A 24,170-nucleotide genomic window follows, 5' to 3' on the forward strand; every position below is an offset into this window, starting at 1 on the left:
GCTCGAAGCTATCTTTACTTCAACATATTCTGTCCTCCGGTTACCGGTACTGCCTGACCGGTTTCATATTGCTGTTCGATGACGTAGAAAATGGCTTTGGCCACGTCGTCGGGTGTGCAACCACGACCGGCTGGCACCTGCGCTTCATAAAACGCTTTAACGTCGGCAATAGTTTTGGCGCCCGGCACTTTCCCTGCTTTCAGGTACTGCACAAAAAGCCCTTTTTCGGGGTCGCTCCACAGCGGACCGTCGAAAAAGTTGCCCGGGCAAATGGAATTTACTTTTATATTGAATGGCATCAGTTCAAGCGCAAATGATTGAGTGAGGCCGATTCCGCCAAATTTTCCTCCGGCATAGGCGAAATTTTTATTGCTGCCCTTCAATCCTGATTTTGAATTGATTTGTATGATGTCCATAAAATGGTTGGGCCTGACTGAATGTTGCAGCCTCATCACCGGTTTAGCGTATTTGGCGCAAAGAAAGTAACCCGTGTAATTTACTTTGGTCATCAATTCAAATGTTTCCTGATTCATCTCGTCGAGACTGCCGGCGTGCAGAATTCCGGCGTTGGAAATCAATACATCCAGTCCGCCAAAATGCAGCACGGTTTCGCTCACCATGCTTTCCACCGAGGTGGCTTCGGCCACATTTACTTTAACAAAGCGGGCCCTGTTTTTGGTTTTTCCAGCATTGAGCTGTTCGGCAAATTCGCGCCCTTTCTCCTCGTTCAGGTCGGCAACCACAATGTTGGCACCCTGGTTGAAAAGAATTTCGGCAATGCCTGCCCCAAACCCCTGTGCAGCACCGGTAACAATAATTGATTTGTTCTCCACACACCCCATCGGTTGGCTGCCCAGCATCACTTTTTTGCGGTAATTTTCCACTTCCCAGCTTTCGATAAAAGCAGCCTGTTCGCCTGTGAGGGGATGCGGACCACCAAAACTTTCCGAAAGATTGCTGATTTGGCAAAAATCGTTCACCATGACTTTTAAATGTCCAATGGAAACGGCAGAGTCTTCGACAGCAATTGCGCCTTCATTCTGAATAAAAATAATTTTCGGGAGTATTCCGCGGCGCGATTTAAATTCTGCAATTTTGGTACTTACCTCCTCAATTATTTCTTCTTCTGATGAGCAGCTTTCAATAAACAGGTATTCCGACAGGCAGTAAACCATCTGGTCGGGATTGAACGGACGGGAGATGCCAGCCTTGAAAGCCTCTTTGCCGGAAATGTATTTTTTTATGGCTAAGCTATTGAAAGCGGTGGCCACTTTCAATTTTTCATCCGAAAGTAACATGCGGATGGCCGGAAGTACACCGGTTAGTTTTTTAGAGACGGGTGCCTCTGCATTTTCCGGGAATTGGTCAAAAGTGCCTTTCAGCTTTTCTGCCACATCGGAATAGATGGCGTTTATTTCATCAACCGAATTGGCGGCCACAAAAATTCCGTGGTTCTGAATCAGCACAATTTGCGGATCGCGCTTAAACTTTTGGTTGTATTCCTCAATTTTTTCTGCAATGATTTTAAAAAGCACAAAACCCGGGTCGGAATAGGGAATGTAAAGCACTTCTTCACCAAAAATTTCAGTAGTTTTTTGCGCTGCCTGATTGCTGCACATGAGGCCGTTGACAAGAGTTGAATGGGTGTGTACAACAAATTTGTAACTGAACAAATTGTGCAGCGATGTTTCCACCGACGGGCGCAATCCGGAGCCGGGATCAACGCGGCTGTTGAGCAGGGCATTTTTTACTTCATCTTCCCGTTGAACCGGGTCGTCAGAAAATTTCTGGTTAGGGATTTCGTTCAGTTTCCGGCGGTCGAGTACGCAAAATCCATTCTCGTCGATGTCTCCCAGGTTAACGCCACTTGCTTTAATCCAAAGGTGTTTGTCGTCTTTAAAAGAAGTGTTCCCGCCTCCGGCAATCACATACTCTTTTTTTTGCCCGTAAAATCTTGAAACGTCTATTAATTTTTTTATTTCCGGTTTCATGGTTTTTTCTATTAGCACCGTGCTTTAGCGGTGACAATTGTATTTTTAATATGACCCGATTTGATGAATATTTTATATCATACAAACAACAAAATATTCATCAAATCCTATGTAACATTCTGTTGGTTTTGACACCGCTTTTATTTTCATTGTTTCAAAAAGTGGTTTATCACTGCTTTCCCCAATTCCATAAATTTCTCTTTTTCAGCCACTCTCGCCTTTTTATCTTTCAGGTAACCTTCTTTTCCATTGGCCTGCAAATACTGGTGGGCGGCGATAACAGCAGCCCCTTCGTAATTAATTTGTTTCAGTTCACCATCCAGATTCACACCGCCGCGGCAGGTTACTTTCAGCGGATCGAGCTGCGGGGTGTTGTGTTCGGTGCCAAACGTAATAATGAAGTCGTTTTTGTGAAAGAAACTCACAAAATCTTTCAGAATTTCAAAATTGTTGCGGCCCGGAATTAATTCAATGGCCCAGATATCTTTTTCCCTGAAGGTTTGCAGGAGTTTTTCTTTGTCGGCTTCAAAATCGGTGAAGTTCCCTTTTGCATCGTCGAGCAGAACAGGATAACAGGGAATTCCGCCAGCATCGGTGATGATATCCGTAACTTGCTCAAGCGACAAAAATTCATCCGGGTTTTCTTTCACAAAAGCGGGGCCGCCGACTTTAAGCAGGTTGCTACGGATTTCATTTTCTACCATGGCCATTTTCCCGATAGGTGCTTTCAGCTCTTTTCCTGAAAAGATTTTCTCGAACAATCGTTTTCTGCCATCCTGGGTATTCTTTTTTTCAAAAATGGTTGTGCGAATAGCCTGGGCAATGTGCCGCTCGCGGAACAGTTCTTTTGCCAGATTTTCGTGCAGTTCGGCCACATCAAAATGCAGCTCGATTTGATTTTCAGCAAAAAAGGTATTCAGTTTCTCAACCATTTGGTATGCCTGTGCATTGCTGTTTTGCTGAAGTTTTCTGATTGCTGCTTCCGATTCGCTGCTCATTTGTACCGGATAGCGCAGCCCTTTCCCGCTAAAGTAAGTGCGGCCGGGATTATTCGGGTCGTTCACGCGGATTCCGGCCTGCTGCAAATCCTGCTGCAATGCTATAAATTCAATATTGAACAGTGGGAAAACTTTAAATTTTTCAGCCAGCTTGGCAAATTCATCATACCCGGCGGTAGTGAAAAAATCGTTGATTCCCAGCACGCTGATTCCTTCTGTCTTGGCCATCTGAAAAGCCAGTTCGATATCGGAGAAAGCACTGAACGAGTGGGGTGTGTGAATGTGCCCGTTGATGTCCGGAACAGTTTTGGATTCTTCCGGCTGGTTTTGATACCAACTCAATAATTCCTTTTCATTTGGGAGTGATGTGAAAATACTCTCTTTTTGTTCCATTTTTACACGGATTTATTAATCCTGCAAATTAATAAAAGCTGCTCAAAAAGCCTGTCCTTTGGTATCCTGTTTTAAAAAACTTACATTCCATAAAAATACAACCCGGCCAGTTCCTGGTGCAACTCATTTTTGATGGAAAGAATATTATCGATGGTATCGTAATACAACGAAAGTTCCATCATGTACTCAATCAACGATATTTCACCGGCATCGAGCGCTTTTTTCAGCAAATGGGTTGAATTGACCGATTCCAGCACTTTCGTGTAATCAGCCAATGTTTCCTGCAGCCGTTTTGCTTTTTCGTAATGGGTTTTCAGCCGGTTGTAACTTTGCACCCGCGCATCGGCAGCCACTTTTTCGGCAACTTTTTGCTGCAAACGGGCCAGTTTTACCGTGTTTTTATTTTCCCACAGCGGAATACTGACTTCCAGTGCAATTCCTTTGAAACCAAAAAAAACTAAGTGTTTTCAGGTTTTGAAAAGTGTAAAATTCAATTTCAGGATGGCAAAAAATCAGGCCATGCAGGGAGAGCCCCTGAGTTGAATGTGGTGCGGGTGCCGATCGGGCAGTTGAATGGGAATATACTGTTCGGCAAACGATTGTTTGGCCGGTTCAGAAAAAACAATGGAAATTACCTTCGCCGGAAAATATAACGATGGAAAATTATCCGACTTTGTTAAAATTATTTTTTCGTTGAAGCTGCATGAGTTATGCGAATGGTTTTCATGCTCGTTATCCTGAACCGAAAAATCGTTACAACACTGATTTTGTTCCTTTTCTATCTGGCAAGTTGTTTCCGAATTGGAAGCCAGTTCATAATGATGATGGTGCGGGATGAAATTATATGCCAGCACGATTGAATAAACCGTTAGCAGCAACAGAGATATGATATTCTTTAATTTCATCAGGTGCCGAAATAACAATATATGAAACACATAAAAATTGTGCGCTCAAACTATTAAGGAAGAAAGTCACAATTTTGTTTACCCTGCAGTCAAATTTTCTGGTATTTGTGTTGCACATTACTTTTCGTACTTTTGCAGGCTGATTAATAAAATTCAATGGTAGAAACTGAATTTCTGACACATACACTTCAAAATGGTATCCGGCTCATTCACAAACCAACCGATTCGCCGGTTGGCCATCTCGGCATTCTCATTAACACCGGTTCGCGTGATGAGGAGCCGGAAGAGCATGGCCTGGCCCATTTTATAGAGCACTCGGTTTTTAAGGGCACTCAAAAACGCAGGGCATTTCATATTTTAAGCCGCATTGAGGATGTTGGCGGCGAGCTGAACGCTTACACCACCAAAGAAGAAACAACTTTGTTTTCTACATTTTTAGCGGAGTTTTACGATAGAACTGCCGAGTTGCTGAGCGACATCCTCTTTAACAGCGTGTATCCGGAAAAAGAGCTGAACCGTGAAAAGGAAGTAATTTTTGAAGAAATCAATTCGTATAAAGATTCGCCCTCGGAACTGATTTTTGATGAATTTGAAGAGTTGGTTTACAACGGCCATCCCATTGCGCGAAATATCCTGGGAACCCCCGAAAACTTAAACCGGCTGAACCGCCAGTCTATTCTTCGTTTTATTCAGAATAATTATCACACTGACCAAATGGTTATCAGTTCGGTGGGGAAAATTGATTTTGCCAAACTGGTAAAACTGATTGAAAAATATTTCGGTTTTGCAACGGCCAATAAGCGCCAAAACGGGAGGGAACGTTTCCGGAATTACATCCCCGGAATCCGGATTATGGAAAAAGACACTTTTCAGTCGCATTGTGTTATTGGAAATGTAGCCTACGATATTTTGCATCCGAAACGGATTATCATGGTTTTGCTGAACAATATTATTGGCGGCCAGGCAATGAATTCGCGGCTGAACATGGCGCTGCGCGAGCGAAAGGGAATGGCTTACAACATCGAGTCGGGCTACACGGCCTATACCGATACCGGCCTGTTTAACGTGTATTTTGGCACCGATCGCGAAAACCTGGAAAAGGCAACCGACCTGGTTTTGAAAGAATTTAAACTGTTACGCGAGAAAAAGCTTGGAACAGTTCAGCTGCGAAAAGCTCAAAAGCAGATAATTGGGCAAATTGCCATTTCAACCGAAAACCGTGAGGATTTGATGCTGACCATCGGGAAAAGCTACCTGCTTTTTAACAAGGTGGAACCGATGCGAACCATTTTCAAAAAAATTGAAGCGATTACACCATCTGATTTGCTGGAGACTGCCAACGAAATTTTACAGCCTGATCAGTTGAGCCGGATTGTTTACAGGTAATTAAGTTTTTGTCTGTATGTGTTTAAATATGATGCTGAAACAGGTTGTTAATAAAAGATTTGCATTACAAATTGTTTGTTCAGAATTCGCAAGCAACAAAAAACAAATTTCAAATAAATTCCAAAAGACAAATAACCAATTTCGAAACAAGATAAATTTTGGAGTTTATTGTGATTGAAAATTGGATATTATTTGTGATTTGAAAATTGGATATTGGAAATTACCAACATAGTCTCCAATATGCATAATGAATTTGATGAAAACCCGGTATAACATTTTAATAAAAGCATTGAAAAATGAAAGAGTTGGAAAAATACATTTTGGATCATATTGATGAAGAAGATCCGGTTTTGCTGGAGCTCGACCGCGAAACCCACCTGAAAGTACTGGGTGCCCGGATGCTGTCGGGGAATTTGCAAGGGCAGGTGCTCACCATGCTGTCGAAAATGATTCAACCTGAAAAAATTCTGGAGGTGGGTACTTTTACGGGGTACTCGGCAATTTGCCTGGCCAAAGGATTAACGAAAACCGGCAAGCTGATTACCATTGAAATGAACGATGAACTGGAATATCTTTCAGCAAAATATTTTAAAAAAGCCGGGCTGGCCGAAAAAATCGTGCAACGAATTGGACCGGCGCTGGAAATTATTCCGGAAATCGACGAAACATTCGACCTCGTTTTCCTGGATGCCGACAAACGCGAATATGCAGATTATTACAACCTGGTTTTTGAGAAAGTACGTACCGGAGGGTACATAATTGCCGACAACACACTCTGGAATGGCAAAGTACTGGAACAGCCCTCGCCAGATGATGCGCAGACAAGAGGAATCATCGCATTCAACAAAATGGTTAAAACGGATTCGAGGATCGAAAAAGTCATTCTGCCGTTGCGCGACGGACTGACCATCATCCGGAAGAAATAAATCCTCTATTCCCTGGCCATTTTTAAACCTTCGGTGGTAGTATAGTATTTCACAATCATGTTCGGAACTTCCCATTCAGGTAATTTCCCGTCAACCAGATACTGCAGATATTTTTCGGTTACCTGGCCGAAATGAGCTTCGTGGCCAACTTTCAATTCTTCAGGAATGTTTAGTTTCCATTTTGTATCGCTCAGTTTTTCCAGTTCAATTTCCGGATATTTAGATGTTAATCCCTGAACACCATTGTAAAGGCTTCCGGCAAATTCTTTAATATCGATACCGGAATTTGCTTCAATGTAAAGTTGAGGTTTGTATCCCTCTTTTTCGCCCTGCCTGATGATGAGGTTGCATTTAGTGCCGCGCATGATGGAGTAATGCGTGTCGCCGGCACCTTCAGGTGCCTGAAAATTCCAGATAACAGAAACTTTGGCGTGAACACCTTTCAGTGTGTAATTGATTTCCCCGTTGCTGTACACTTTTAAAACACCGTCTTCCACATCTTTCTGCAGGTAGTCGGGGTACTCATCGAGCTTGGTCACTTTTTCGAACATTTCGGGTGTCATCTCGGTAGCCCAGCGTTTTGCCGACAGCATGTTTACATCTGATTTGCTCAGAATTTCTTCCGGGAAAACTTCCCATTGAATTAAATCAACCAGGTGGGTACCTACGTCAACTATTCCCTCGCCTTGCTGTTCTGTATCGAAAAACCATGCAGGTCGTTTCAGGGCGCTTCCGGATACATATTTAAAAAAGTGATGCACACTTTCTTGGGTAATAGCCGGTTCTTCAATTGTTCCTTTTTCAAGCTCCCCAAAAACTTCGGGAAGTTGTGAAAGTTCCCGCTGCAGAATGGTAGTAATTTCGTGGCGCTCAGTCATAATGTCGTACAGCAGTACGTTATTTTCCGCTGCAGTTTCAAACGCTTTTTCGAGCAAAGGGAATTTTTCAGGCGCAATAACCATTGGTTTATCGGCCAGCACATTTATCCCCGCTTCAACTGTTTTGAAAATATAGTCCGTTTTTTTCGCATTGTTTCCGGCAGTAACCATCACGTTGCCGGGTTTTTCCTCCAGCATTTTTTCCAGGAAGTCTGGACCGGTATATACTTTTTCTTCCCACGATGTCGGATTTTCAGCACGTGTATTGTAGCTGTTAATCAAATCGAGGTGCCCCTGCACGTCAGGTCCCTCGGGTGCATACACATGAACAGTGGGATCAACCTGTTCGTACATATATTTTTGAACCAGCGCCGCATGAAAATGCCCCGGATCAAGGGTCATAATTTTTACTTCATTTTTTGCACCTGTAAACATGGGTTCTGTTTTTTCGGTTTGTGATGAATTAGTGCCTCCTGAACATGCCGCCAGAACAACGGCAACAAGAACAACTATTGAAATTTTGTTCATTATTTATTGATTTTTAAAAATTTCCGTGTACGTACACACAAAAATATAATTTTAAATTTAATAACAGCAATGATCAGCTAATAACCTGAATTATAAAATTTAAACATTTATTGCCTCCTTTTCAAAATGTAACTTTACCTCAGGTGATTTTGAGGCAGGCATCAACACGTTCTGTGCCCGTCAATGTCTTTAAAGTCAACTGTATATTTTTCACTGTTATTGAGTGTGATAATTGCTCCCAATGGCGAAAGGCCCGGCATTATATCCAGGATTTCAATATTTTTTACCGGTGATAATTCTTCTTCTGTCCATTCACTGTCGTCTGTTTTGTGCAGCAGGGCAGTAATCATCAGCTCCATTGGCGGATTTTTTGCCATTCGCTTTTTATATGCATAAACCACGGTGCTGTCATCGGCTTCGGCATTCCGGTTATTATGGACTAAGCTGTTCAGCTTGTCCCAACCATGATATGCAATCAATGCCACCTGCCGTCCCGGAACCGATGCAGTTATTGTTTTTTTCGTTTTATCTTCAAATTGATTTACCTGTGCTTCGACTCCGTTTAAATGGGGCAACCCGAAATTGCCAAGTGTCAACTCATGTTCAAACGCAAGTCGGGTGCGATCCACCCTGATTACTCCGCCGGGAATAGTTATTTCAGCCAGATCAATAATATACCCAACCCCGTTGTTTGGCGGTTTGCGCATTATGGCCTGGCGATATAAAACACCTTCTTTCACACCGTTAAAAAGCATGCTTTGCGAAATGGTATATTTCCTGTTTCTGTCCGAATCATTTTCAACGGTTTTTCCGGTCAGGTAGAAGTTAATGTCATCGCCCCTGACATCCCTGGGATCCTGGCTCCTGAAACTATATTCCATTGCTGTTCCCCCGTCCGGATTATGATCTTCCCATGGGAAATGTGTATTATACGCCAGTTTTGAATAATTCGGATCATCGTAGTACACTTTCCCGGGAACAATCTCGGAGGTTCCCGTTTTACCGTGGTTTACAAGTACTAATCCCGGGCTTTCCAGGACTGTCCTTTTTGAATTGTTTCCCAGTTCTTCCCACATCCCGTCGTTTTCTTTTGCCGTCCAGAACGGGGAGTCGTCAGGCAGGGCAAGGCAAATAAACGGCAGAAACATGATAAACGGGCTGCCGGCGCAGCTGTAGTTTTGAAGCATATACTCTTTTTGAATATAAAAACCAAGGCTGGGAATATCGTTGTAGTAAAATCCTTCTTTTGTAACAAACTGAAGCAGTGAACCGGAGCAAAGCCTCCGGGCCCATCCCGGATCAAGAAGCGATTTGTCTTTCAGCATAAAAGCAATGGGGAAAGCACCTGAAACCCAGGTGCGGTAGCAAATACTTCTCGCCCACATGTTGATGTATCCGTCTCGTCCGAAAAAACTGGTGAGCGACTCCATCAGTTTCTGGGCCGATTTTTCAATTATTTCTGCGATTTCGGGATAATGTTCATCGCCGAAAGTTCTGTTCCAAATAGTAGTATAAACAATGAAAAGGCTGATTGAATAGTAGTTGTAGGTTTGCTCGAGGTACCAGCCATCTCCTGAGTGGTAGGAAGCTACCCACAAAAGGTGGCTTTTTAGCAAACCATCGTCAATTTCGTAACCCTGTTTTTTCAGAAATGAAAGCGTAACAATATTGAAAATCCGCCAGTTATTTTGCGTTGTCCGGTGATGCCCCCATTTTGAGATACATTCCACCATGTCATTTTTTTCTTTTTCGGTGTATTCATTCCAGATGGTGTCGGGCATGAGAAGCAATGTTTTGAACAACCCGCCGAATTCGCAGGTAAACTGATAATTTGAGTCGGGTAAATCTTCAGGCAAAGGAATGGAGTTGGGATGCCCCGGTGTAAAAGCATTGTAGATTTGCAGTTTGTAATAATCCCTGAGTTTGATGTTGTTGATTTCCACCTCCGGTTCAACATGAATGAGCGGACCGGCCAGGGTAAATGTCCGTTCAAGCGCTTCAAATTCGGCAGATCGGTATCTCCAATCCGGTGCGTTGGGCTGGGGATAGGTTTTGCCGGGCACTTTTGGAAAACTTAACGGCTGATCAATAGAATCGATATGTTTAAAAGCCCTTGTTAATAAATATTTTGCCAAATCAACATAATGCTGCTTTGTCATACCTGTTAACGGGCTTAAATTGTAATCCGGATTATTTACTTCGAATGCTTTTTTCATCTGTTAGTTTTTTACCACATAGCCACATAGAGCCACATAGTTTTTTACTATTGTGAACTATGTGACTATGTGGTTATTATTTTAATCTTTTGCTTGCGTACTTAAAAACTGGTTATGGGGTTTCGTTTTACCTTTTCACATAATCGGTTCCGTATGGATACCGTTGCGGACGGCTCAGCATGGAGTTGGCCAAATCGTTGTCCACAAATTTTTCAGCTTCCGGGTCCCATTTTAATATTCCGGGTACCTTCATGGCAATGTGACTAATTAAACAAACCGTGCAGGCACGGTGCCCAATTTCAACAGGTGAGATGGGCTGCTTGCGCGATTGTACACAGTCGAGCCAATTGCCGTGTTGTTCTTCGCTTACATACAAGTGTATTTCATTTTCACCGATTTCGGAACGCAATATGTCTTCGCTGCTGGCATCAAGTGCTTTTGTGCTCCCTTCTGGAATCGGGTCGCTGTCGGTTGCCCGGTATGCGCCGCGGGTTACAAAAATCCATCCGTCGGTTCCTTCGTAGCGGATTCCATTAGGGAAACCACCGCTGGTATAAACGGTTATCCCGTTATCGTATTCCTGTTTTACCATAAAATCGCCGTGCACGTTCCAGTCGCCAAATTTTGGGAACTGGGCCACGGCCTCTACTGAAACCGGGCCTGTGTGCTCCGTGTCCATTCCCCATGCTGCTGAATCGTAGTGGTGCTGTCCCCAGCCGGTAATCATTCCGGCGCCGTAGTTTTCATGTCGTAACCAACCTGGCCGGCTGTATCCTTCCTGCGGGTGTACCAGTTTCTCTTTGTACTGAATTTCAGGAGTTGAACCGAGCCACATGTCAAAATTCAGGTTGGATGGCACCGGTCCGGCTTCAAAGACAGGGCCTGACGGATCGCCCGGCAAACCAATTTTTACGGTGTGAATTTTTCCGATCCTGCCATTGCGAACAAGCTCGGCCGCTCTGCGAAACTGTGCCGACGAACGTTGCTGTGTACCTACCTGCAAAATTGAGCCCTGCCGGTGAACGATATCGCTCAACAACCGCCCTTCCTCTACAGTAAGCGAAGTGGGTTTTTGCAGGTAAATGTCCTTTCCGGCAAGGGCTGCTTCAATGGCGGGTTGCGAATGCCAGTGGTCGGGGGTGCTGATGACTACCGCGTCGATGTCTTTGTTCAGCAGCATCTCTTTGTAATCGTCGTACATTTTTGCATCCACGCTGGTTCCTTTTTCTTTGTAAAAGTCTTCCACCAGCTTTTTACCGTCGGCCATGCGTTTGCTGTCCACATCCGAAACAGCAACCATTCGTGCCACATCATATTGTAACACGCCCGGCATGTCATGGCTACGGGCAATCCGGCCGCATCCAATTTGTCCGATATTTATTTTATTGCTCGGTGCATTTTCCCCAAATACAGTAGAAGGAACAATGGTAGGAATTACCATAGCTCCGGCAGTTGTGGCGGCTGTGTTTTTCAGAAAATTTCTTCTTTTCATGGTTATAAATTTTATAATTTTAAATATCTATTATTTTCTCGGGACTGAAGCGCGAAGTTCATGAACTAACTGCTTCTTTTAAATTTTGTTTCTGAAAGAAATCAGCATATTCATGAGATTAAAACAAGTTCCATAATGCTCCTCGAATTCATTATCAGCAATATACTTTCTGTTTTTAGCTTTATATAAACAAGTTACTACTTCTGCAAGCGAACGAATGGAGTATCCAAGAAATTTTTTGTATTCAGGTGAAGATTGCACAATTGATCCTTCGGCAATGTTTAATGCAACAGAGTCTGCAGCTCTTCTAATCTGGGAAGACAGATTATAAATTTCTTTTTGAGGAAAACTATCAGACAATCCATTAATATTTTCGCCCAATTCCATTGCACGCTGCCAAATAATCAATTTTTCAAACTTAAAACCATTCATTTACTTAGATTTTACTTCCAACTTCCTACTTCCCGCTTCGTGCTTCCAACTTCCTACTCTCTTCCATACTTCTCAAATTCTCCTGCAATATCCGCTTCCTTGTGATCTCCCAAATGGACTATTACCCGGTACCGTAACTTAATTTGCTCTCCTTTTTTCAGGGTAATATTCTTGTCATTTTCCGGCCAGTACATTGGTGTAGGCGAGAAAAATCCATAATCGCGGGTAAACCAGGGAGCAGGGAACCACTCATTTGAAGGGTGTTGCAGAATGGCTATTCCTTCTTTTTTACCCATCCGCTCGCCATAGTAATCCATCCATGCCGAACGTTTACCAAAGGTGTCGTCTTCACCGGTTTCCCCTTCGGCATTGATCATGGTGCCACCATTTACAACAGCCAAATCCATGTCCATCCTTCCACTAAAAAGCGAGTGGTTTGTTTTTTGAATGGTAACATCCATCAGCATTTCCATCGTTACTTCAAAGTCAATCTGGTATTTATCCTCCGATGGTACAGACACAGAAATGATGCGTTTATCCTTAATCGGAGCATCGGTGCCAGGACGTTTCCAGATGCATTCGTTTTCAATTACTGCTTTTTCTGCACCACTTTCTAAAATATCGGCTCGAAGCGAAACAATTTGTCCACGTTCCAACCCTTCCTGCCAGTAGTTGCCGCCATTTACCCTGTCGCAGCCAAAAAATAAGGAGCTGTGATGTGGATAAAGCGAATTTCGCATGGAAGTTACATTGGCTTTTGAAGGGCCATTCACCGGAAAAAAGAAAGGATATTTTTCAAATTCCGATACGATGTAACTTGTAATAAGACTTCCGTTTGCCCTGAATTCAATTTTATCGCCCACTTTTTCGGCGGTAATCTTTGGTTGGGTAAATGCCACAGATATCGTGGCTAAAAGAATTAGAGAGGTTGAGATAATTTTTTTCATTCTAATTTATTTTTATGTTTTTATTTTAATCTGTGAATCTGTGGCAAAAACAGGAAATATCGCCACAGATTCACAGATTGTATTTGTTTTATACAATGTCACAGATTATAAAATAACTCGTTTTGTTATTAATGAATCTTCTCCAAAGTTTACAATTAAACCCAATTTACATTTTGATGCTGCAAGGTAATTAATGACCCATTTGTAATGATTTTCAACAATTCCCTGTTGTGCTTTTGCCTCAAGAATAATTTTATCATCAACTACAAAATCGGCATAAAAATGATGCGGCAGAATAATGTCTTTGTATTCAATTTCATACTTTTTTTCGCGTTCATACGGAATTCCCTTTTTTGTGAATTCATATTCCAGAGCGTCTTTATACACAATTTCAAGAAATCCCTTGCCTAAAATCCGATGTACTTCCATGCAAATCCCGATTATTTCGTAACTCTCCTTTTGCAGCGGATATTTATTTTCATCGTAATGTTGATTCATTTTTTCTTTCTTAATGTCACAAGGAAAACATACTAAATCTGTGAATCTGTGGCTATTTCCCCAGCCACAGATTCACAGATTATTTTTTAATTTTAATTTGCGGCATTTCCGCAAAGCTGTTCCAGTACATTTCGGCAGTTTCGGCATCCATTTCGCCGTCAAAAACAATCATTCGGTATTTCAGCGTGTAATTTTGATGCGGATTCAATTTCCAATCATCATGACGAATCGGCACAAACTCGAAATACATATCGCCGCGTCCTCCGTTGGCATCTAACGGCCAAACTCGCATGGGTTCTGGGTGCATCCGGTTCGACGGGTGGCTCAGGAACAGGATTCCCGAGCGGCCTTCTTCGGTTTCCGATTCACCTTCAACAATGCACCAGCGGGCGTAGGAACCATCGGCATCGGCCCGGGTTTTTCCGTCGGAAGTCAGCACCGTGCAATTGTCTTTATGCCATTTTTCAGTAGCCCGGAAACCAATTCCGCCACCGTAACGGTAAGCATCGAGCATAATTCCGTTTTCAAGCGGACTGTTCAAAATTGTGGTGTAGTCGATTACACGAATATCATCTGAAATATTCCATACCCGCACATCCAGAATTTCATTCATTGCAATTTGATCCGGTCCAATGGCGCCAAAATCGATGTGTTGTTGCAAAGCTTTGAACCCGCTAAATACGTTGCCTTCAGTTTGTGACAAAAATCCGGCAAATTTAACGGTGCCCTGTCCTTTCGCCAGGTTCCAGAAATCCACTTCGCGATCGCCAATGTGGGTTTTTGTCCACGGCCCCCAGATTCCGTAATGGTGGTAATGGTCCGGTGGCTGAATGCGGGTGAGCGCTTCGCCACCGGGCGACCAAAGCGGATGGATGAACCCGGAACGCTGGTAAAGCGAATTTACTCCCTCGGGCGGGAAAGTGGTTTCAAAACGGTAATTCAAAATTGGTTTTTCGTTTTGCAATAGGCTCAAATCTTTTTGATTTCTTTTTACTGAAAACCTGGATCTTACAGCTTTTGCTTCAACTTCCTGTTTTAACACAAATTCGCGTGAAGCTCCTTTTTCTGATTCACCTTTTAAAATAAACCAAAGCCTGGCTGAATGTCCGCTCTCCAACTGGCAGGGAACAGCCGTTTCGCCTTTTTCTGAGATTTCATACAAAACCAGGTTTCCTTCGTCGGTGTTGTAATTTAACCCATCCAGCGAAACCGAAACAGGTGCATCAATCCTGTTTTTATCGATTTGAATACTGAACTTTGTGATTTCCTGAGCATTTAACTGCATAGCGGTAATTGCCAATAACAAACAGATTATTTTTTTCATATTTTTCTATTTATGTCTCATTATGCCTCACATTCTCCAATAAAACAAAACTTTTTTTAACCACATAGGCACAGTAGAGCACATAAGATTTTTTAATGCTCTGATGTGTCCTATGTGCCTTATGTGGTTTGATTTTCTTCATCAATTGTCTCCTTAAACGCTTTAATATTTATTGTCGGGAACATCTCTTTTTGGTACTCAATCCATTGAATGCTGAATTTTGTAACGGTTTCCAGAAGCAACTGCCATGTTGGTCTGTTATAATTAATATTTACTTTTCAAATTTAGGTAATCTGTGATTTGCATAACAGTATTTTTTTAGCAGGTATTTGTACTGTTTTAACATTTTCAGTAATTTTATTTGATGAAAGTGATGCAGGAGCATATTGATTTTCCGCTTCGTTCGGCTATTAAAGTGAAATGGCGAAAAATGCCGCATTTTACTTATCCCTGGCATTTTCACAGCGAATATGAGATTTTGTACGTGATTGAAGGTACAGGAACCAGTTTTGTTGCCGATAATGCCGAACAATTTGAGTCAGGCGATTTGGCCATGCTGGGCAGCAATCTGCCACACTTTTGGCGAAGTGATGAAAAATACCACGCCCCCGACAGCAATGAACTTATAAATTATATAGTCATTCAATTCCCCGGTGATCTGTTTCGTGCATCGCTTTTCGATTACCCGGAATTCCATGTCATCCAGGAATTGTTTAGTCGTTCGTCGCGGGGAATACGTTTCTTGCCTCAGTTTGCTGAGGAAGCCGGCAAACAGGTGATTAAAATTGCCCAAAGCTCAGGGTTCGACCGTGTGATTCAGTTGCTGAAATTACTGCACGAACTGGCTAAAACCGAAGAATACAGGTTGCTGGCCGGCGAATTATACCATCAACAGAATCATGATTTTACAGACGACAGGCTGACTAAAGTGTTGCACCTGCTTACAACCCAATATCAGCAAAAAATTAAACTGGAAAAAGTGGCCGAAATTGCACATCTGCATCCGTCTGCATTTTGCCGGTTTTTTAAAGAGAAAACAGGAAAATCGTTATCGGAGTACGTAACCGATTTACGAATCAGCTATGCCTGCAAACTTATAATAGAAGGAAAACTCTCGGTTACCCAGGTATGCTTCGAAAGTGGTTTCAACAATTTGTCTAACTTTAACCGCACCTTCAAACGCCACACCCAAATGACCCCAACGGAGTATTTTCAGCGGTTTCATGAATAAAAAATTGTAAAACTGTGAAATTGTAAAATTGCTGAATGTCGGGTGAACTATAATCACTAATTTTATAGCTTTACTATCTAATATTAAACCTGATGTCATGAACCGTAATCTTTTTCTCACCCCGATTTTTTTATTTCTGAACGGAGTTGTTGTCCATTCCCAGGAAGTTGAGTTTCTTCCCGATGACTGGCAAAATCCTGCTGTTTTTGAAAAAGGGCAAACCGCACCACACGCTTTTCATGTGCCTTTTGCTTCAAAAGAAGCAGCGCTTGAGGACGATCCTTCGAAGTGTAAAAATCTTCAGTTGCTGAACGGCACCTGGAAATTCAAATGGGTAGAAACGCCCGGTGAAGTTCCCGAAGGATTTTGGAAACCGGATTTCAGTGTGAGCGAATGGGATGAAATTAAGGTTCCGTCCAACTGGCAAATGGAAGGCTACGGCCATCCGAAATTCCGAAATGTAGCGCTAACTTTTGAAAGTCAGCCTCCCAACATTCCCGATTATTACAACCCGGTTGGCTGCTATAAACGTTCATTTAACGTGCCGCGCGATTGGGATGAAAAGGAAGTGATGCTTCGGTTCGAAGGAATAAAATCGGCCTCCTGCATTTGGGTGAATGGCAAACGCGTGGGGTACAACCAGGGCGGTTTTGAGCCGGCAGAATTTAACATTACTCCGTTTATTAAAACCGGAAAAAACGATTTGTCGGTGCAGGTTATTCGCTTCTCCGACGGATCGTATCTCGAGAACCAGGACATGTGGCGGCTGTCGGGTATCTACCGCGATGTAAAACTGTATGCTCAGCCCAAAACGTTTATCCACGATTTTTATGTAACCACCGATTTGGATGAAAATTACGAGGATGCAAAGCTTGCTGTTGATTTGGATATTCTAAGCAAAGTCGAAGAAAATTCTGCCTTTTCAGTTGAAGTGGATGTGCTGGATGTTAATAATCGATCGATTTTAAACAACGGCATTCAGTCCATGAATTTTAAAATTGCCGAAAATGCATCACAAAAAGTAACCCTTTCATCTTTGGTTGAAAACCCTAAAAAATGGTCGGCGGAATTTCCGAATTTATATACACTGCTCATTCAGTTAAAAGATGAGAACGGGGAAACCATCGAAGCTTTCACAAAGAAAATCGGCTTTCGCGAAGTGGAATACAAAAACCACATTTTAACAGTGAATGGCGTTCCGGTAAAACTGAATGGAGTGAATAGCCACATGCATCATCCTGACCACGGGCAGGCGGTTCCGCTGGAAACCCTGAAAAAAGATTTGCTGATTATGAAGCAATTCAATATTAACAATGTCCGCACATGTCACTACCCGCCAACACCGGAATATTTGGAGCTGGCCAACGAACTGGGAATATATATTTTTGATGAAGTGGGCGATGAAGCGCATGCAAATACGCAACTATCGGAAAACCCGGCGTGGACAGAAATGTACAAAGACCGCAGCCGTAAACTGGTTTACCGAGACCGGAACCACCCATCGGTGATTGTGTGGAGCGCCGGAAACGAATCAGGAAGTGGCGATAATATTAAAGCGGTGATTGAAACCGGCAAGGAAATCGATCCGAGCAGGCCCGCCTGGATGTATGGCGGCAACCAGTTTTTTATTCCTTTCGAAGATTTGGTGGGGCCGCGCTACTGGGTGCCCATCGATTATAAAAACCTGGCCGAAGGGAAAATTTTGCCCGAAGACGACAACCGGCAATCATACATGGATGAGTACCTGGCAGCTACCGGAAACGGTTTGGGCGGAATGGATGAATACTGGCAGTTTATTCGAAAATATCCGCGACTCACCGGTGGTGCTATCTGGGATTGGATAAGTCCGGGATTGACAACCACACGATGGATCCTGCCAGATGCTTCGCCTGCAAAAAATGATGGCCAGATTATGGGACGTCCAATTTTTACCAATGGCAAAAATGGTCGGGGGCTCGAATTCTCGGGACATGACGACTGGGTGGAGTTTTACCGCGCTCCCAGCCTCGATATTGCAGGTAAAGAAATTTCCATCGGGTTTTGGGTGAAACCGTTTGAAATCCCCCAACCCAATGAGTTCCTGATGAAAGGAAAATATCAGTACGGAATTCGAATGGAAAATCCGGAAACGCTCGAGTTTTATATCCATTCCGGGAAGCGAATTTCAGCAAAAACAAAAGTAGGCGATGATTTTTACGGAAACTGGCACCACATTGCCGGAATTTACAACGGCGAAGAATTGAAACTTTTTATTGATGAAGAATTAGTTACTGAAACTGAATTCAGCGGAAATATCAGTTCCACACCTTTCCCGCTTTGTATTGGCCGCGAAGCTGAAACACAGGATCAGGGCGAACATTCTGGCCGAATATCGAAAATGGTAATCGACGAAGTGAAGGTTTTTGACAAGGCAGTTTCGGTTGGAGAATTTCAGATGGGGCACAACGATGCCGTGCTTGCGCTCGATTTTGAAAATGACACAAAAACCGGCGAAGAATTTTTCTCGGTTGGTTTAGGCGGGAGAACCTACGGAATTATCTGGCCCGATCGCGAAATTCAGCCCGAAATTCACCAGATCAAGAAATCGGGGCAGCCGGTTGGTTTTGAAATGGTTGATGCAATGAAGGGGTTGGTTAAAATTACCAACTACCATCATTTTAAAAACCTGAGTGAACTTGATGGAAGCTGGCAACTTCAGGTAGATGGTGAAGTTGTTCAGCAGGGAAATTTGTTTATTGAACTGCCGGCACAGCAATCGGGCAAATTTGAAATTCCTTACAACCAGGAGGATGCCGAAGGTGAAAGAATACTGACGGTTTCATTTCAGTTGAAGGAAGACAAAAGCTGGGCGGATGCAGGCCATGAAATTGCCTGGGAGCAGTTTGTTTTGCCATCGTCCGGTAAAACTGAAGAAAATGCAACCAAAACAGGTGAGGTTCAGGTAGAGGAAACGGGATTTGAAATCCTTTTGAGAGGAGATAATTTCAATTATACGATTGATAAAAATTCGGGACGTTTTACATCCCTTCAGTTTGATGGGAAAGAGTACGTTGAGCAGGGACCTGAATTTATGGTTTGGCGCGCGCCCATTGCCAACGACATTGACCCGTGGGGAAGCTACATGTTTGAAGAGGGTAAAATGACTCCCGGTTTTGGCCGAAGCATCGACAATCAACTCAGGACATTGGGTATGCGCGATTTGAAAGTGCAGGCAGATGATATTCAAATTAAAAAAGCGGATAGTAATGTGGTGATTGAAATCAAAGCCTGGTCCAATTCGTCGCTCCCGGCCAACCGCAGGTTAAACTGGGGAGGCAATTTTTCGGCATTCGAACGGAATGAAATCTGGACCATTTCGGCTGACGGAACCATTCACCTGGAACAGAAAATCATTCCACACGGCCCGATGCCCGACATGTTGCAAAAGGCCGGGCTGCAATTTCAGTTGCCAAAAGAATTTAGCAATGTGGAGTGGTATGGCCGCGGCCCGTTTGAAACCTACCCAGACCGCAAAACTGGTGCAAAAGTTGGCGTTTACAATTCGGATGTCGATGAAATGTTTGTGCCATACATCATTCCGCAGGAATACGGCAACCGCACCGATGTGCGCTGGCTGAAAATTCAAAACGAAAAAGGAAAAGGATTGCTTATCCAAAGCGATGAACTGCTCAACTTCAGCTTGCATAAATATTCCACCGATAACCTTTCGCGGGCGATGTATTCGTATCAACTGGAAAAAGCGCCCAACACCATTTTGAATGTGGATTATGAAGTTTCGGGAGTAGGAGGAACCGCCAATCGTCAACTGCAACAATACCGGGTGATGCCGGGGGTGCGCAATTACAGGTTAACGATTAAACCGTTTTAGCTTTAATAAAATGTAAAATTTCCTGTAACCAGAGATATCTCATCATTTTTTATGGGGATGACAATTATACTTGCTGTAGGTTTTACCTACCTATTCAAAGAACCAATTATAAACCATAAAAAGTAAAGATGATGATTAGCAGAAGAAAATTTATTACTGCCGGGGCAGTGGGCCTTGGCGGTTTAGTTGTTACAGAAAGAGCCTTTGATTTTTTTTCAGAGAGCAAGGTTAAAGCGAAAATTGTAATTGTAGGAGGCGGTGCTGCAGGAATAACCATGGCCGCCTATCTTAGTGACCAACTCAGGTATGATGACATCACCATCATCGAACCCAACGAAATTCATCATTATCAGCCGGGTTACACTTTAATTGCTTCTGGGACTTTTACCCCTGATGAAATTTTAAAACCCACGAAGGAATTAATCCCCAGAGGAGTGACGTGGATGAAAGACAGGGTAACGGAATTGAAACCAGATAACAATTCGGTAATTACCGCCCAAAACGGAAAAGTTGATTACGACTTTTTGGTACTTGTTCCCGGTTGTGTTACGGATTATGAACAAATCGAAGGATTGTCGAAAGACATGCTTGGCAAGGGTGATGTTCATTCCATTTACGATTACAATGGGGCGAAAAAATGTTATGAAGCGTTGCAAAAACTTCCTTCAAAAAAGGAAGGAAGGCTCGTTTTTACGGACACCTACACCAAGTTGAAATGCGGCGGCGCTCCCAAAAAAATCACCCTTTTAACAGAGGACTACCTTAAAAAAGAGGAGAGCAGGCAAGGTTTTCAGTTTGATTACTACTGCAATTCAACCAATTTAATGACACCTGCCATTTTTGGCGACCGGCTTCAGCATTTGTACGATGAACGCAAAATAGATGTGCATTACAAACGCCGGTTGGTTTCAGTGGATAGTGCTGCCAAAAAAGCAGTTTTTCAGGTATTGAAAGAACCTACCCAGGCGAAGTTACCAATAAGTGCAGAAACCGAATTAGTTACAGTAGATTACGATTTTCTGCATGTTACCCCGCCTATGGGAACGCCGGATTTTGTGCGCAACTCACCGCTTCCGATTACCGAGGGCGAACTCCGCCACGGTGGCTGGGTAAAAGTTGACCAGGAAACACTGGTTCATCCCGATTATAAAAACATAATGGTTTTGGGCGATGCGGCAGGACTTGCAACCAGTAAAACCGGAGCAGCCATCCGCATGCAGGCTCCCATTGCTGCTGCAAACCTGGTTTCGATAATGGAAGGAAAAGAACCCACCGAAAAATACGATGGTTATACAGCCTGTCCTATTGTAACCGAATACGGCAAGGTGCTGATGTGTGAATTTGGCTACGGGAAAGAGCTGAATCCTACAATTCCGTTTATCGATCCCGGAGTGGAACGTGGCATGTGGTGGGTACTCAAGGCTCACGGCCTGAAACCAATGTATTACCAGGGAATGTTAAAAGGATTGATGTAACCGAAAGAATGCGCTGAGAACGATGAAGGATTATAGTGATTTTCAGGGTTCGCCCCCGCCAATCGCTATAATCCTTTTTCTTTCAGCAATAGTTCCATTTCCTGCTGAACCGCTTTGGCTGCTTCCCCCGCTTTTTTAGCAAAGTCTTTCTCGCCGGAAGCATAAATAATTCCGCGCGAGGAATTTACGAGCAAGCCACACTGGCTGTTCATGCCGTTCGTGGCTACCTCCTGCAAACTTCCTCCCTGTGCACCCACTCCGGGAACCAAGAGGAAATGGTCGGGAACAATTTGCCGGATCTCTTTCAGCTTCTCGGCTTTTGTAGCGCCAACTACGTACATCATGTTTTCAGGCGTGCCCCAATTTTGGGATGTTTTCAGCACTGATTCAAAGAGCTGGTCACCAGATTCTTCATCTTTTAAATATTGAAAATCGGCTGCGCCTTTGTTGGAGGTGAGTGCAAGTAAAATTACCCACTTTTCTGGATAGCTCATAAACGGTTTTACCGAATCTTCTCCCATGTATGGTGCAACGGTAACGGCATCAAAATCCAGCTGTTCAAAAAAGGCACGGGCGTATAAATCCGAGGTGTTTCCAATATCGCCGCGTTTGGCATCGGCGATCAGGAAAATTTCAGGATATTTCGATTTTAAATACTCCACTGTTTTTTCGAGCGTATGCCAGCCTTTCCAGCCCAAACTTTCGTAGAAAGCGATGTTGGGTTTATAGGCGACTGTATAATCCGCAGTGGCATCAATAATTTTTCTGTTGAATGCCAAAACCGGATCAGCCGCATTCAGTAAATTTTTCGGTACTCTTTGAATATCGGTATCGAGACCTACACAAAGGAAACTACGTTTTTTTTGGATTTGTTGGAAGAGTTGTTGCTGGTTCATAAAAAAGCCCCCTTAATTCCCCCAAAGGGGGAAGATTAGCAAATTATTTTCTGAGATATTTGTCGCAAAACGTAAAATCAATTCTAATTCTTTTTTCCTTCCCCATTGGGGAAGGTCAGGATGGGGCTTTAAATCTCGGCCTCTTTCAGTTTCTGGGCGTTCTCTTCAATCATCAGTTTTTCGATGATTTCGTCGATGTCGCCATTAATAATTGCCTGCAGGTTGTACATGGTCAGGTTAATGCGATGGTCAGTCACACGTCCCTGCGGCCAGTTGTAGGTACGAATTTTCGCCGAGCGGTCGCCGGTGGAAACCATGGTTTTCCGCTTCGATGAAATTTCGTCGATATATTTTTGGTACTCCATATTGTAAATACGCGTGCGCAATTCGTTCATTGCCTTGGCCAGGTTCTTTAACTGCGACTTTTCATCCTGGCAGGTTACTACAATACCAGTGGGAATGTGCGTTAACCGGATGGCCGAGTAGGTGGTGTTTACCGACTGTCCGCCTGGCCCGGAAGAACAGTACGTATCTTTTTTAATGTCGGATTCTTTCAGTTCCACATCGAACTCTTCGGCTTCGGGCAAAACTGCCACCGTGGCAGCCGATGTGTGCACACGTCCCTGGGTTTCGGTTTGCGGAACGCGCTGAACCCGGTGCACACCCGATTCGTATTTCAGAATTCCGTAAACTCCGCTTCCGCTCACCTTGGTAACAATTTCCTTGTAGCCACCGGCTGTTCCCTCGTTTATATTTGTGACTTCCATTTTCCAGCCTTTTTTCTCGCAGAATTTAGAGTACATGCGGAACAGGTCGCCGGCAAAAATGCTGGCTTCGTCGCCGCCTGTACCGGCACGGATTTCCAGAATGGCGTTTTTATCGTCTTCAGGATCCGAAGGCACCAGTAACATTTTTATCTCCTGCTCTTTTTCCGGTATTTTTTCTTCGGCTATTTCCATTTCCTCGCGTGCCATCTCGCGCAGTTCTTCGTCCGATTCTTCTGCGAGCATCTCCTTTCCTGACTCAAGGTTGTCAATCAGGTTTTTATATTCTTTAAAAACTGCAAGTAATTTTTCCAGGCTTTTATATTCCTGGTTCAGTTTTACATAGCGCTTCATGTCAGCAATAATTTCCGGATCGGTAATCATTTGCTGCACCTCTTCGAAGCGGTGTTTTATCGATTCATGTTTTTCTAATAATGCGTATTCTGCCATAGTGTAATTTCTGTCTATTTAACTTTTTAAATAATTCTCAACTTCTTCTTTTAAAACCGGAAGATGATTGATAATTATACCCCAAATCTGCGAATTTTCAATTTCATCATAACCATGAATTATTTTATTCCTTGCATCCACAATTCTCCGTGAATTTGTAATTTTTATTGAAGAATCGTGCATCAATAAATTATTCATTGCCTCTCCAATTATTTCCAGGTTTCGCTCAACTGCATCCTGCAGCATTGGGTTATTTTCGTAGTTTTCAAATTTTTTATTTTCTCCGATATAACTGTCAATATTATCAATAGCCGTAAGTATATCGAAAAGTAATTTTTTAATTCTGTTTTTCATAAATTAACTTTTTTGTTTCATCAAGCTCTTTTATGAAATATGGGTTTTTAAGAGAATTTTCAGTGACAATATCTATCTCACGGTTAAAAAAATCTCTTAGTCTATCATGCAGATTCCACCACAATTCTCCTTTTTCCAATGGATCCAAATCCGATTGAAAGCGAATCAGAAAATCAAGGTCACTTTTTTCATCAAAATTACCCGAAACAGCAGAACCA

The 24,170-nt window shown here is 43.1% G+C and carries 20 protein-coding genes; 5 read left to right on the forward strand and 15 right to left on the reverse strand.

The features are described from left to right. Positions 1-14: 14 nt before the first annotated feature. The 4 genes from ACTCNA_RS12080 to ACTCNA_RS12095 all read right to left on the reverse strand — a co-directional run bounded on the left by ACTCNA_RS12080 (position 15) and on the right by ACTCNA_RS12095 (position 4,287). On the reverse strand, positions 15-1,991 hold the full coding sequence (locus ACTCNA_RS12080) for an SDR family NAD(P)-dependent oxidoreductase (RefSeq protein ID WP_462948175.1): 1,977 nt from the start codon (positions 1,989-1,991) through the stop codon (positions 15-17). 146 nt (positions 1,992-2,137) lie between these two features. Beyond that, on the reverse strand, positions 2,138-3,382 hold the full coding sequence (locus tag ACTCNA_RS12085) for a PHP domain-containing protein (RefSeq protein WP_462948176.1): 1,245 nt from the start codon (positions 3,380-3,382) through the stop codon (positions 2,138-2,140). Positions 3,383-3,462: 80 nt separating this feature from the next. Next, positions 3,463-3,819: a TolC family protein gene (locus tag ACTCNA_RS12090; protein WP_462948193.1), complete on the reverse strand. Its 357-nt coding sequence runs from the start codon at positions 3,817-3,819 to the stop codon at positions 3,463-3,465. A 75-nt stretch (positions 3,820-3,894) separates the two neighbouring features. Next, positions 3,895-4,287 carry a hypothetical protein gene (locus tag ACTCNA_RS12095; protein ID WP_462948177.1) on the reverse strand — a complete coding sequence of 131 codons (393 nt, stop codon included), beginning with the start codon at positions 4,285-4,287 and terminating at the stop codon, positions 3,895-3,897. Positions 4,288-4,443: 156 nt separating this feature from the next. Between ACTCNA_RS12095 and ACTCNA_RS12100 the strand changes: the two genes are divergently transcribed. Further along, entirely contained in the window at positions 4,444-5,673 is a 1,230-nt protein-coding gene (locus ACTCNA_RS12100) for a M16 family metallopeptidase (RefSeq protein ID WP_462948178.1), read from the forward strand. 296 nt (positions 5,674-5,969) lie between these two features. Further along, positions 5,970-6,599, forward strand: coding sequence for an O-methyltransferase (locus tag ACTCNA_RS12105; protein ID WP_462948179.1), 630 nt, complete (start codon positions 5,970-5,972; stop codon positions 6,597-6,599). Between the two features lie 5 nt (positions 6,600-6,604). Here the strand turns inward: ACTCNA_RS12105 and ACTCNA_RS12110 are convergent, their stop codons facing one another. From ACTCNA_RS12110 to ACTCNA_RS12140, 7 genes are all read right to left on the reverse strand, one after another. Next, positions 6,605-8,005: a putative oxidoreductase C-terminal domain-containing protein gene (locus ACTCNA_RS12110; RefSeq protein WP_462948180.1), complete on the reverse strand. Its 1,401-nt coding sequence runs from the start codon at positions 8,003-8,005 to the stop codon at positions 6,605-6,607. A 161-nt stretch (positions 8,006-8,166) separates the two neighbouring features. Further along, positions 8,167-10,221, reverse strand: coding sequence for a DUF2264 domain-containing protein (locus ACTCNA_RS12115; protein WP_462948181.1), 2,055 nt, complete (start codon positions 10,219-10,221; stop codon positions 8,167-8,169). A 127-nt stretch (positions 10,222-10,348) separates the two neighbouring features. After that, positions 10,349-11,713 (reverse strand): Gfo/Idh/MocA family protein, encoded by a 1,365-nt coding sequence (locus ACTCNA_RS12120; protein WP_462948182.1) that lies wholly within the window; start codon positions 11,711-11,713, stop codon positions 10,349-10,351. Between the two features lie 78 nt (positions 11,714-11,791). Beyond that, positions 11,792-12,145 carry a four helix bundle protein gene (locus ACTCNA_RS12125; RefSeq protein WP_462948183.1) on the reverse strand — a complete coding sequence of 118 codons (354 nt, stop codon included), beginning with the start codon at positions 12,143-12,145 and terminating at the stop codon, positions 11,792-11,794. 53 nt (positions 12,146-12,198) lie between these two features. Further along, the gene (locus tag ACTCNA_RS12130; protein ID WP_462948184.1) at positions 12,199-13,092 is read right to left on the reverse strand and encodes a DUF6807 domain-containing protein; all 894 of its coding nucleotides are present in this window, start codon (positions 13,090-13,092) and stop codon (positions 12,199-12,201) included. 105 nt (positions 13,093-13,197) lie between these two features. Beyond that, positions 13,198-13,590, reverse strand: a complete 393-nt coding sequence (locus ACTCNA_RS12135) for a GxxExxY protein (RefSeq protein ID WP_462948185.1) — start codon at positions 13,588-13,590, stop codon at positions 13,198-13,200. Between the two features lie 79 nt (positions 13,591-13,669). Next, positions 13,670-14,914 (reverse strand): DUF6807 domain-containing protein, encoded by a 1,245-nt coding sequence (locus ACTCNA_RS12140; protein ID WP_462948186.1) that lies wholly within the window; start codon positions 14,912-14,914, stop codon positions 13,670-13,672. 364 nt (positions 14,915-15,278) lie between these two features. On the opposite strand from ACTCNA_RS12140, the gene ACTCNA_RS12145 reads away from it, so the two are divergent. The 3 genes from ACTCNA_RS12145 to ACTCNA_RS12155 all read left to right on the forward strand — a co-directional run bounded on the left by ACTCNA_RS12145 (position 15,279) and on the right by ACTCNA_RS12155 (position 21,488). Beyond that, positions 15,279-16,145, forward strand: coding sequence for an AraC family transcriptional regulator (locus ACTCNA_RS12145; protein ID WP_462948187.1), 867 nt, complete (start codon positions 15,279-15,281; stop codon positions 16,143-16,145). 97 nt (positions 16,146-16,242) lie between these two features. Next, positions 16,243-20,013: a beta-galactosidase small subunit-related protein gene (locus ACTCNA_RS12150; RefSeq protein WP_462948188.1), complete on the forward strand. Its 3,771-nt coding sequence runs from the start codon at positions 16,243-16,245 to the stop codon at positions 20,011-20,013. 128 nt (positions 20,014-20,141) lie between these two features. Further along, complete coding sequence (locus ACTCNA_RS12155) at positions 20,142-21,488, forward strand: NAD(P)/FAD-dependent oxidoreductase (protein ID WP_462948189.1); 1,347 nt, start codon at positions 20,142-20,144, stop codon at positions 21,486-21,488. 65 nt (positions 21,489-21,553) lie between these two features. Here the strand turns inward: ACTCNA_RS12155 and pyrF are convergent, their stop codons facing one another. The 4 genes from pyrF to ACTCNA_RS12175 all read right to left on the reverse strand — a co-directional run. After that, a complete protein-coding gene (gene pyrF, locus ACTCNA_RS12160; RefSeq protein ID WP_462948190.1) occupies positions 21,554-22,384 on the reverse strand; it encodes an orotidine-5'-phosphate decarboxylase in 831 nt (276 codons plus the stop codon). Positions 22,385-22,512: 128 nt separating this feature from the next. Further along, positions 22,513-23,598: a peptide chain release factor 1 gene (prfA, locus tag ACTCNA_RS12165; protein ID WP_073166536.1), complete on the reverse strand. Its 1,086-nt coding sequence runs from the start codon at positions 23,596-23,598 to the stop codon at positions 22,513-22,515. Between the two features lie 18 nt (positions 23,599-23,616). Next, complete coding sequence (locus tag ACTCNA_RS12170; RefSeq protein WP_462948191.1) at positions 23,617-23,952, reverse strand: HepT-like ribonuclease domain-containing protein; 336 nt, start codon at positions 23,950-23,952, stop codon at positions 23,617-23,619. After that, positions 23,936-24,170: nucleotidyltransferase family protein (locus ACTCNA_RS12175; protein WP_462948192.1), on the reverse strand; the 235-nt coding region annotated here is incomplete at its 5' end. The genes ACTCNA_RS12175 and ACTCNA_RS12170, both read right to left, overlap by 17 nt.

The organism is Tangfeifania sp. (genome assembly GCF_055108615.1).

Bases quoted from the DNA above. Each gene is read 5' to 3' on its own strand.
- ACTCNA_RS12080 (WP_462948175.1), bottom strand. From the start codon at position 1,991: ATGAAACCGGAAATAAAAAAATTAATAGACGTTTCAAGATTTTACGGG.
- ACTCNA_RS12085 (WP_462948176.1), bottom strand. From the start codon at position 3,382: ATGGAACAAAAAGAGAGTATTTTCACATCACTCCCAAATGAAAAGGAA.
- ACTCNA_RS12095 (WP_462948177.1), bottom strand. From the start codon at position 4,287: ATGAAATTAAAGAATATCATATCTCTGTTGCTGCTAACGGTTTATTCA.
- ACTCNA_RS12100 (WP_462948178.1), top strand. From the start codon at position 4,444: ATGGTAGAAACTGAATTTCTGACACATACACTTCAAAATGGTATCCGG.
- ACTCNA_RS12105 (WP_462948179.1), top strand. From the start codon at position 5,970: ATGAAAGAGTTGGAAAAATACATTTTGGATCATATTGATGAAGAAGAT.
- ACTCNA_RS12110 (WP_462948180.1), bottom strand. From the start codon at position 8,005: ATGAACAAAATTTCAATAGTTGTTCTTGTTGCCGTTGTTCTGGCGGCA.
- ACTCNA_RS12115 (WP_462948181.1), bottom strand. From the start codon at position 10,221: ATGAAAAAAGCATTCGAAGTAAATAATCCGGATTACAATTTAAGCCCG.
- ACTCNA_RS12120 (WP_462948182.1), bottom strand. From the start codon at position 11,713: ATGAAAAGAAGAAATTTTCTGAAAAACACAGCCGCCACAACTGCCGGA.
- ACTCNA_RS12125 (WP_462948183.1), bottom strand. From the start codon at position 12,145: ATGAATGGTTTTAAGTTTGAAAAATTGATTATTTGGCAGCGTGCAATG.
- ACTCNA_RS12130 (WP_462948184.1), bottom strand. From the start codon at position 13,092: ATGAAAAAAATTATCTCAACCTCTCTAATTCTTTTAGCCACGATATCT.
- ACTCNA_RS12135 (WP_462948185.1), bottom strand. From the start codon at position 13,590: ATGAATCAACATTACGATGAAAATAAATATCCGCTGCAAAAGGAGAGT.
- ACTCNA_RS12140 (WP_462948186.1), bottom strand. From the start codon at position 14,914: ATGAAAAAAATAATCTGTTTGTTATTGGCAATTACCGCTATGCAGTTA.
- ACTCNA_RS12145 (WP_462948187.1), top strand. From the start codon at position 15,279: ATGAAAGTGATGCAGGAGCATATTGATTTTCCGCTTCGTTCGGCTATT.
- ACTCNA_RS12150 (WP_462948188.1), top strand. From the start codon at position 16,243: ATGAACCGTAATCTTTTTCTCACCCCGATTTTTTTATTTCTGAACGGA.
- ACTCNA_RS12155 (WP_462948189.1), top strand. From the start codon at position 20,142: ATGATGATTAGCAGAAGAAAATTTATTACTGCCGGGGCAGTGGGCCTT.
- pyrF (WP_462948190.1), bottom strand. From the start codon at position 22,384: ATGAACCAGCAACAACTCTTCCAACAAATCCAAAAAAAACGTAGTTTC.
- prfA (WP_073166536.1), bottom strand. From the start codon at position 23,598: ATGGCAGAATACGCATTATTAGAAAAACATGAATCGATAAAACACCGC.
- ACTCNA_RS12170 (WP_462948191.1), bottom strand. From the start codon at position 23,952: ATGAAAAACAGAATTAAAAAATTACTTTTCGATATACTTACGGCTATT.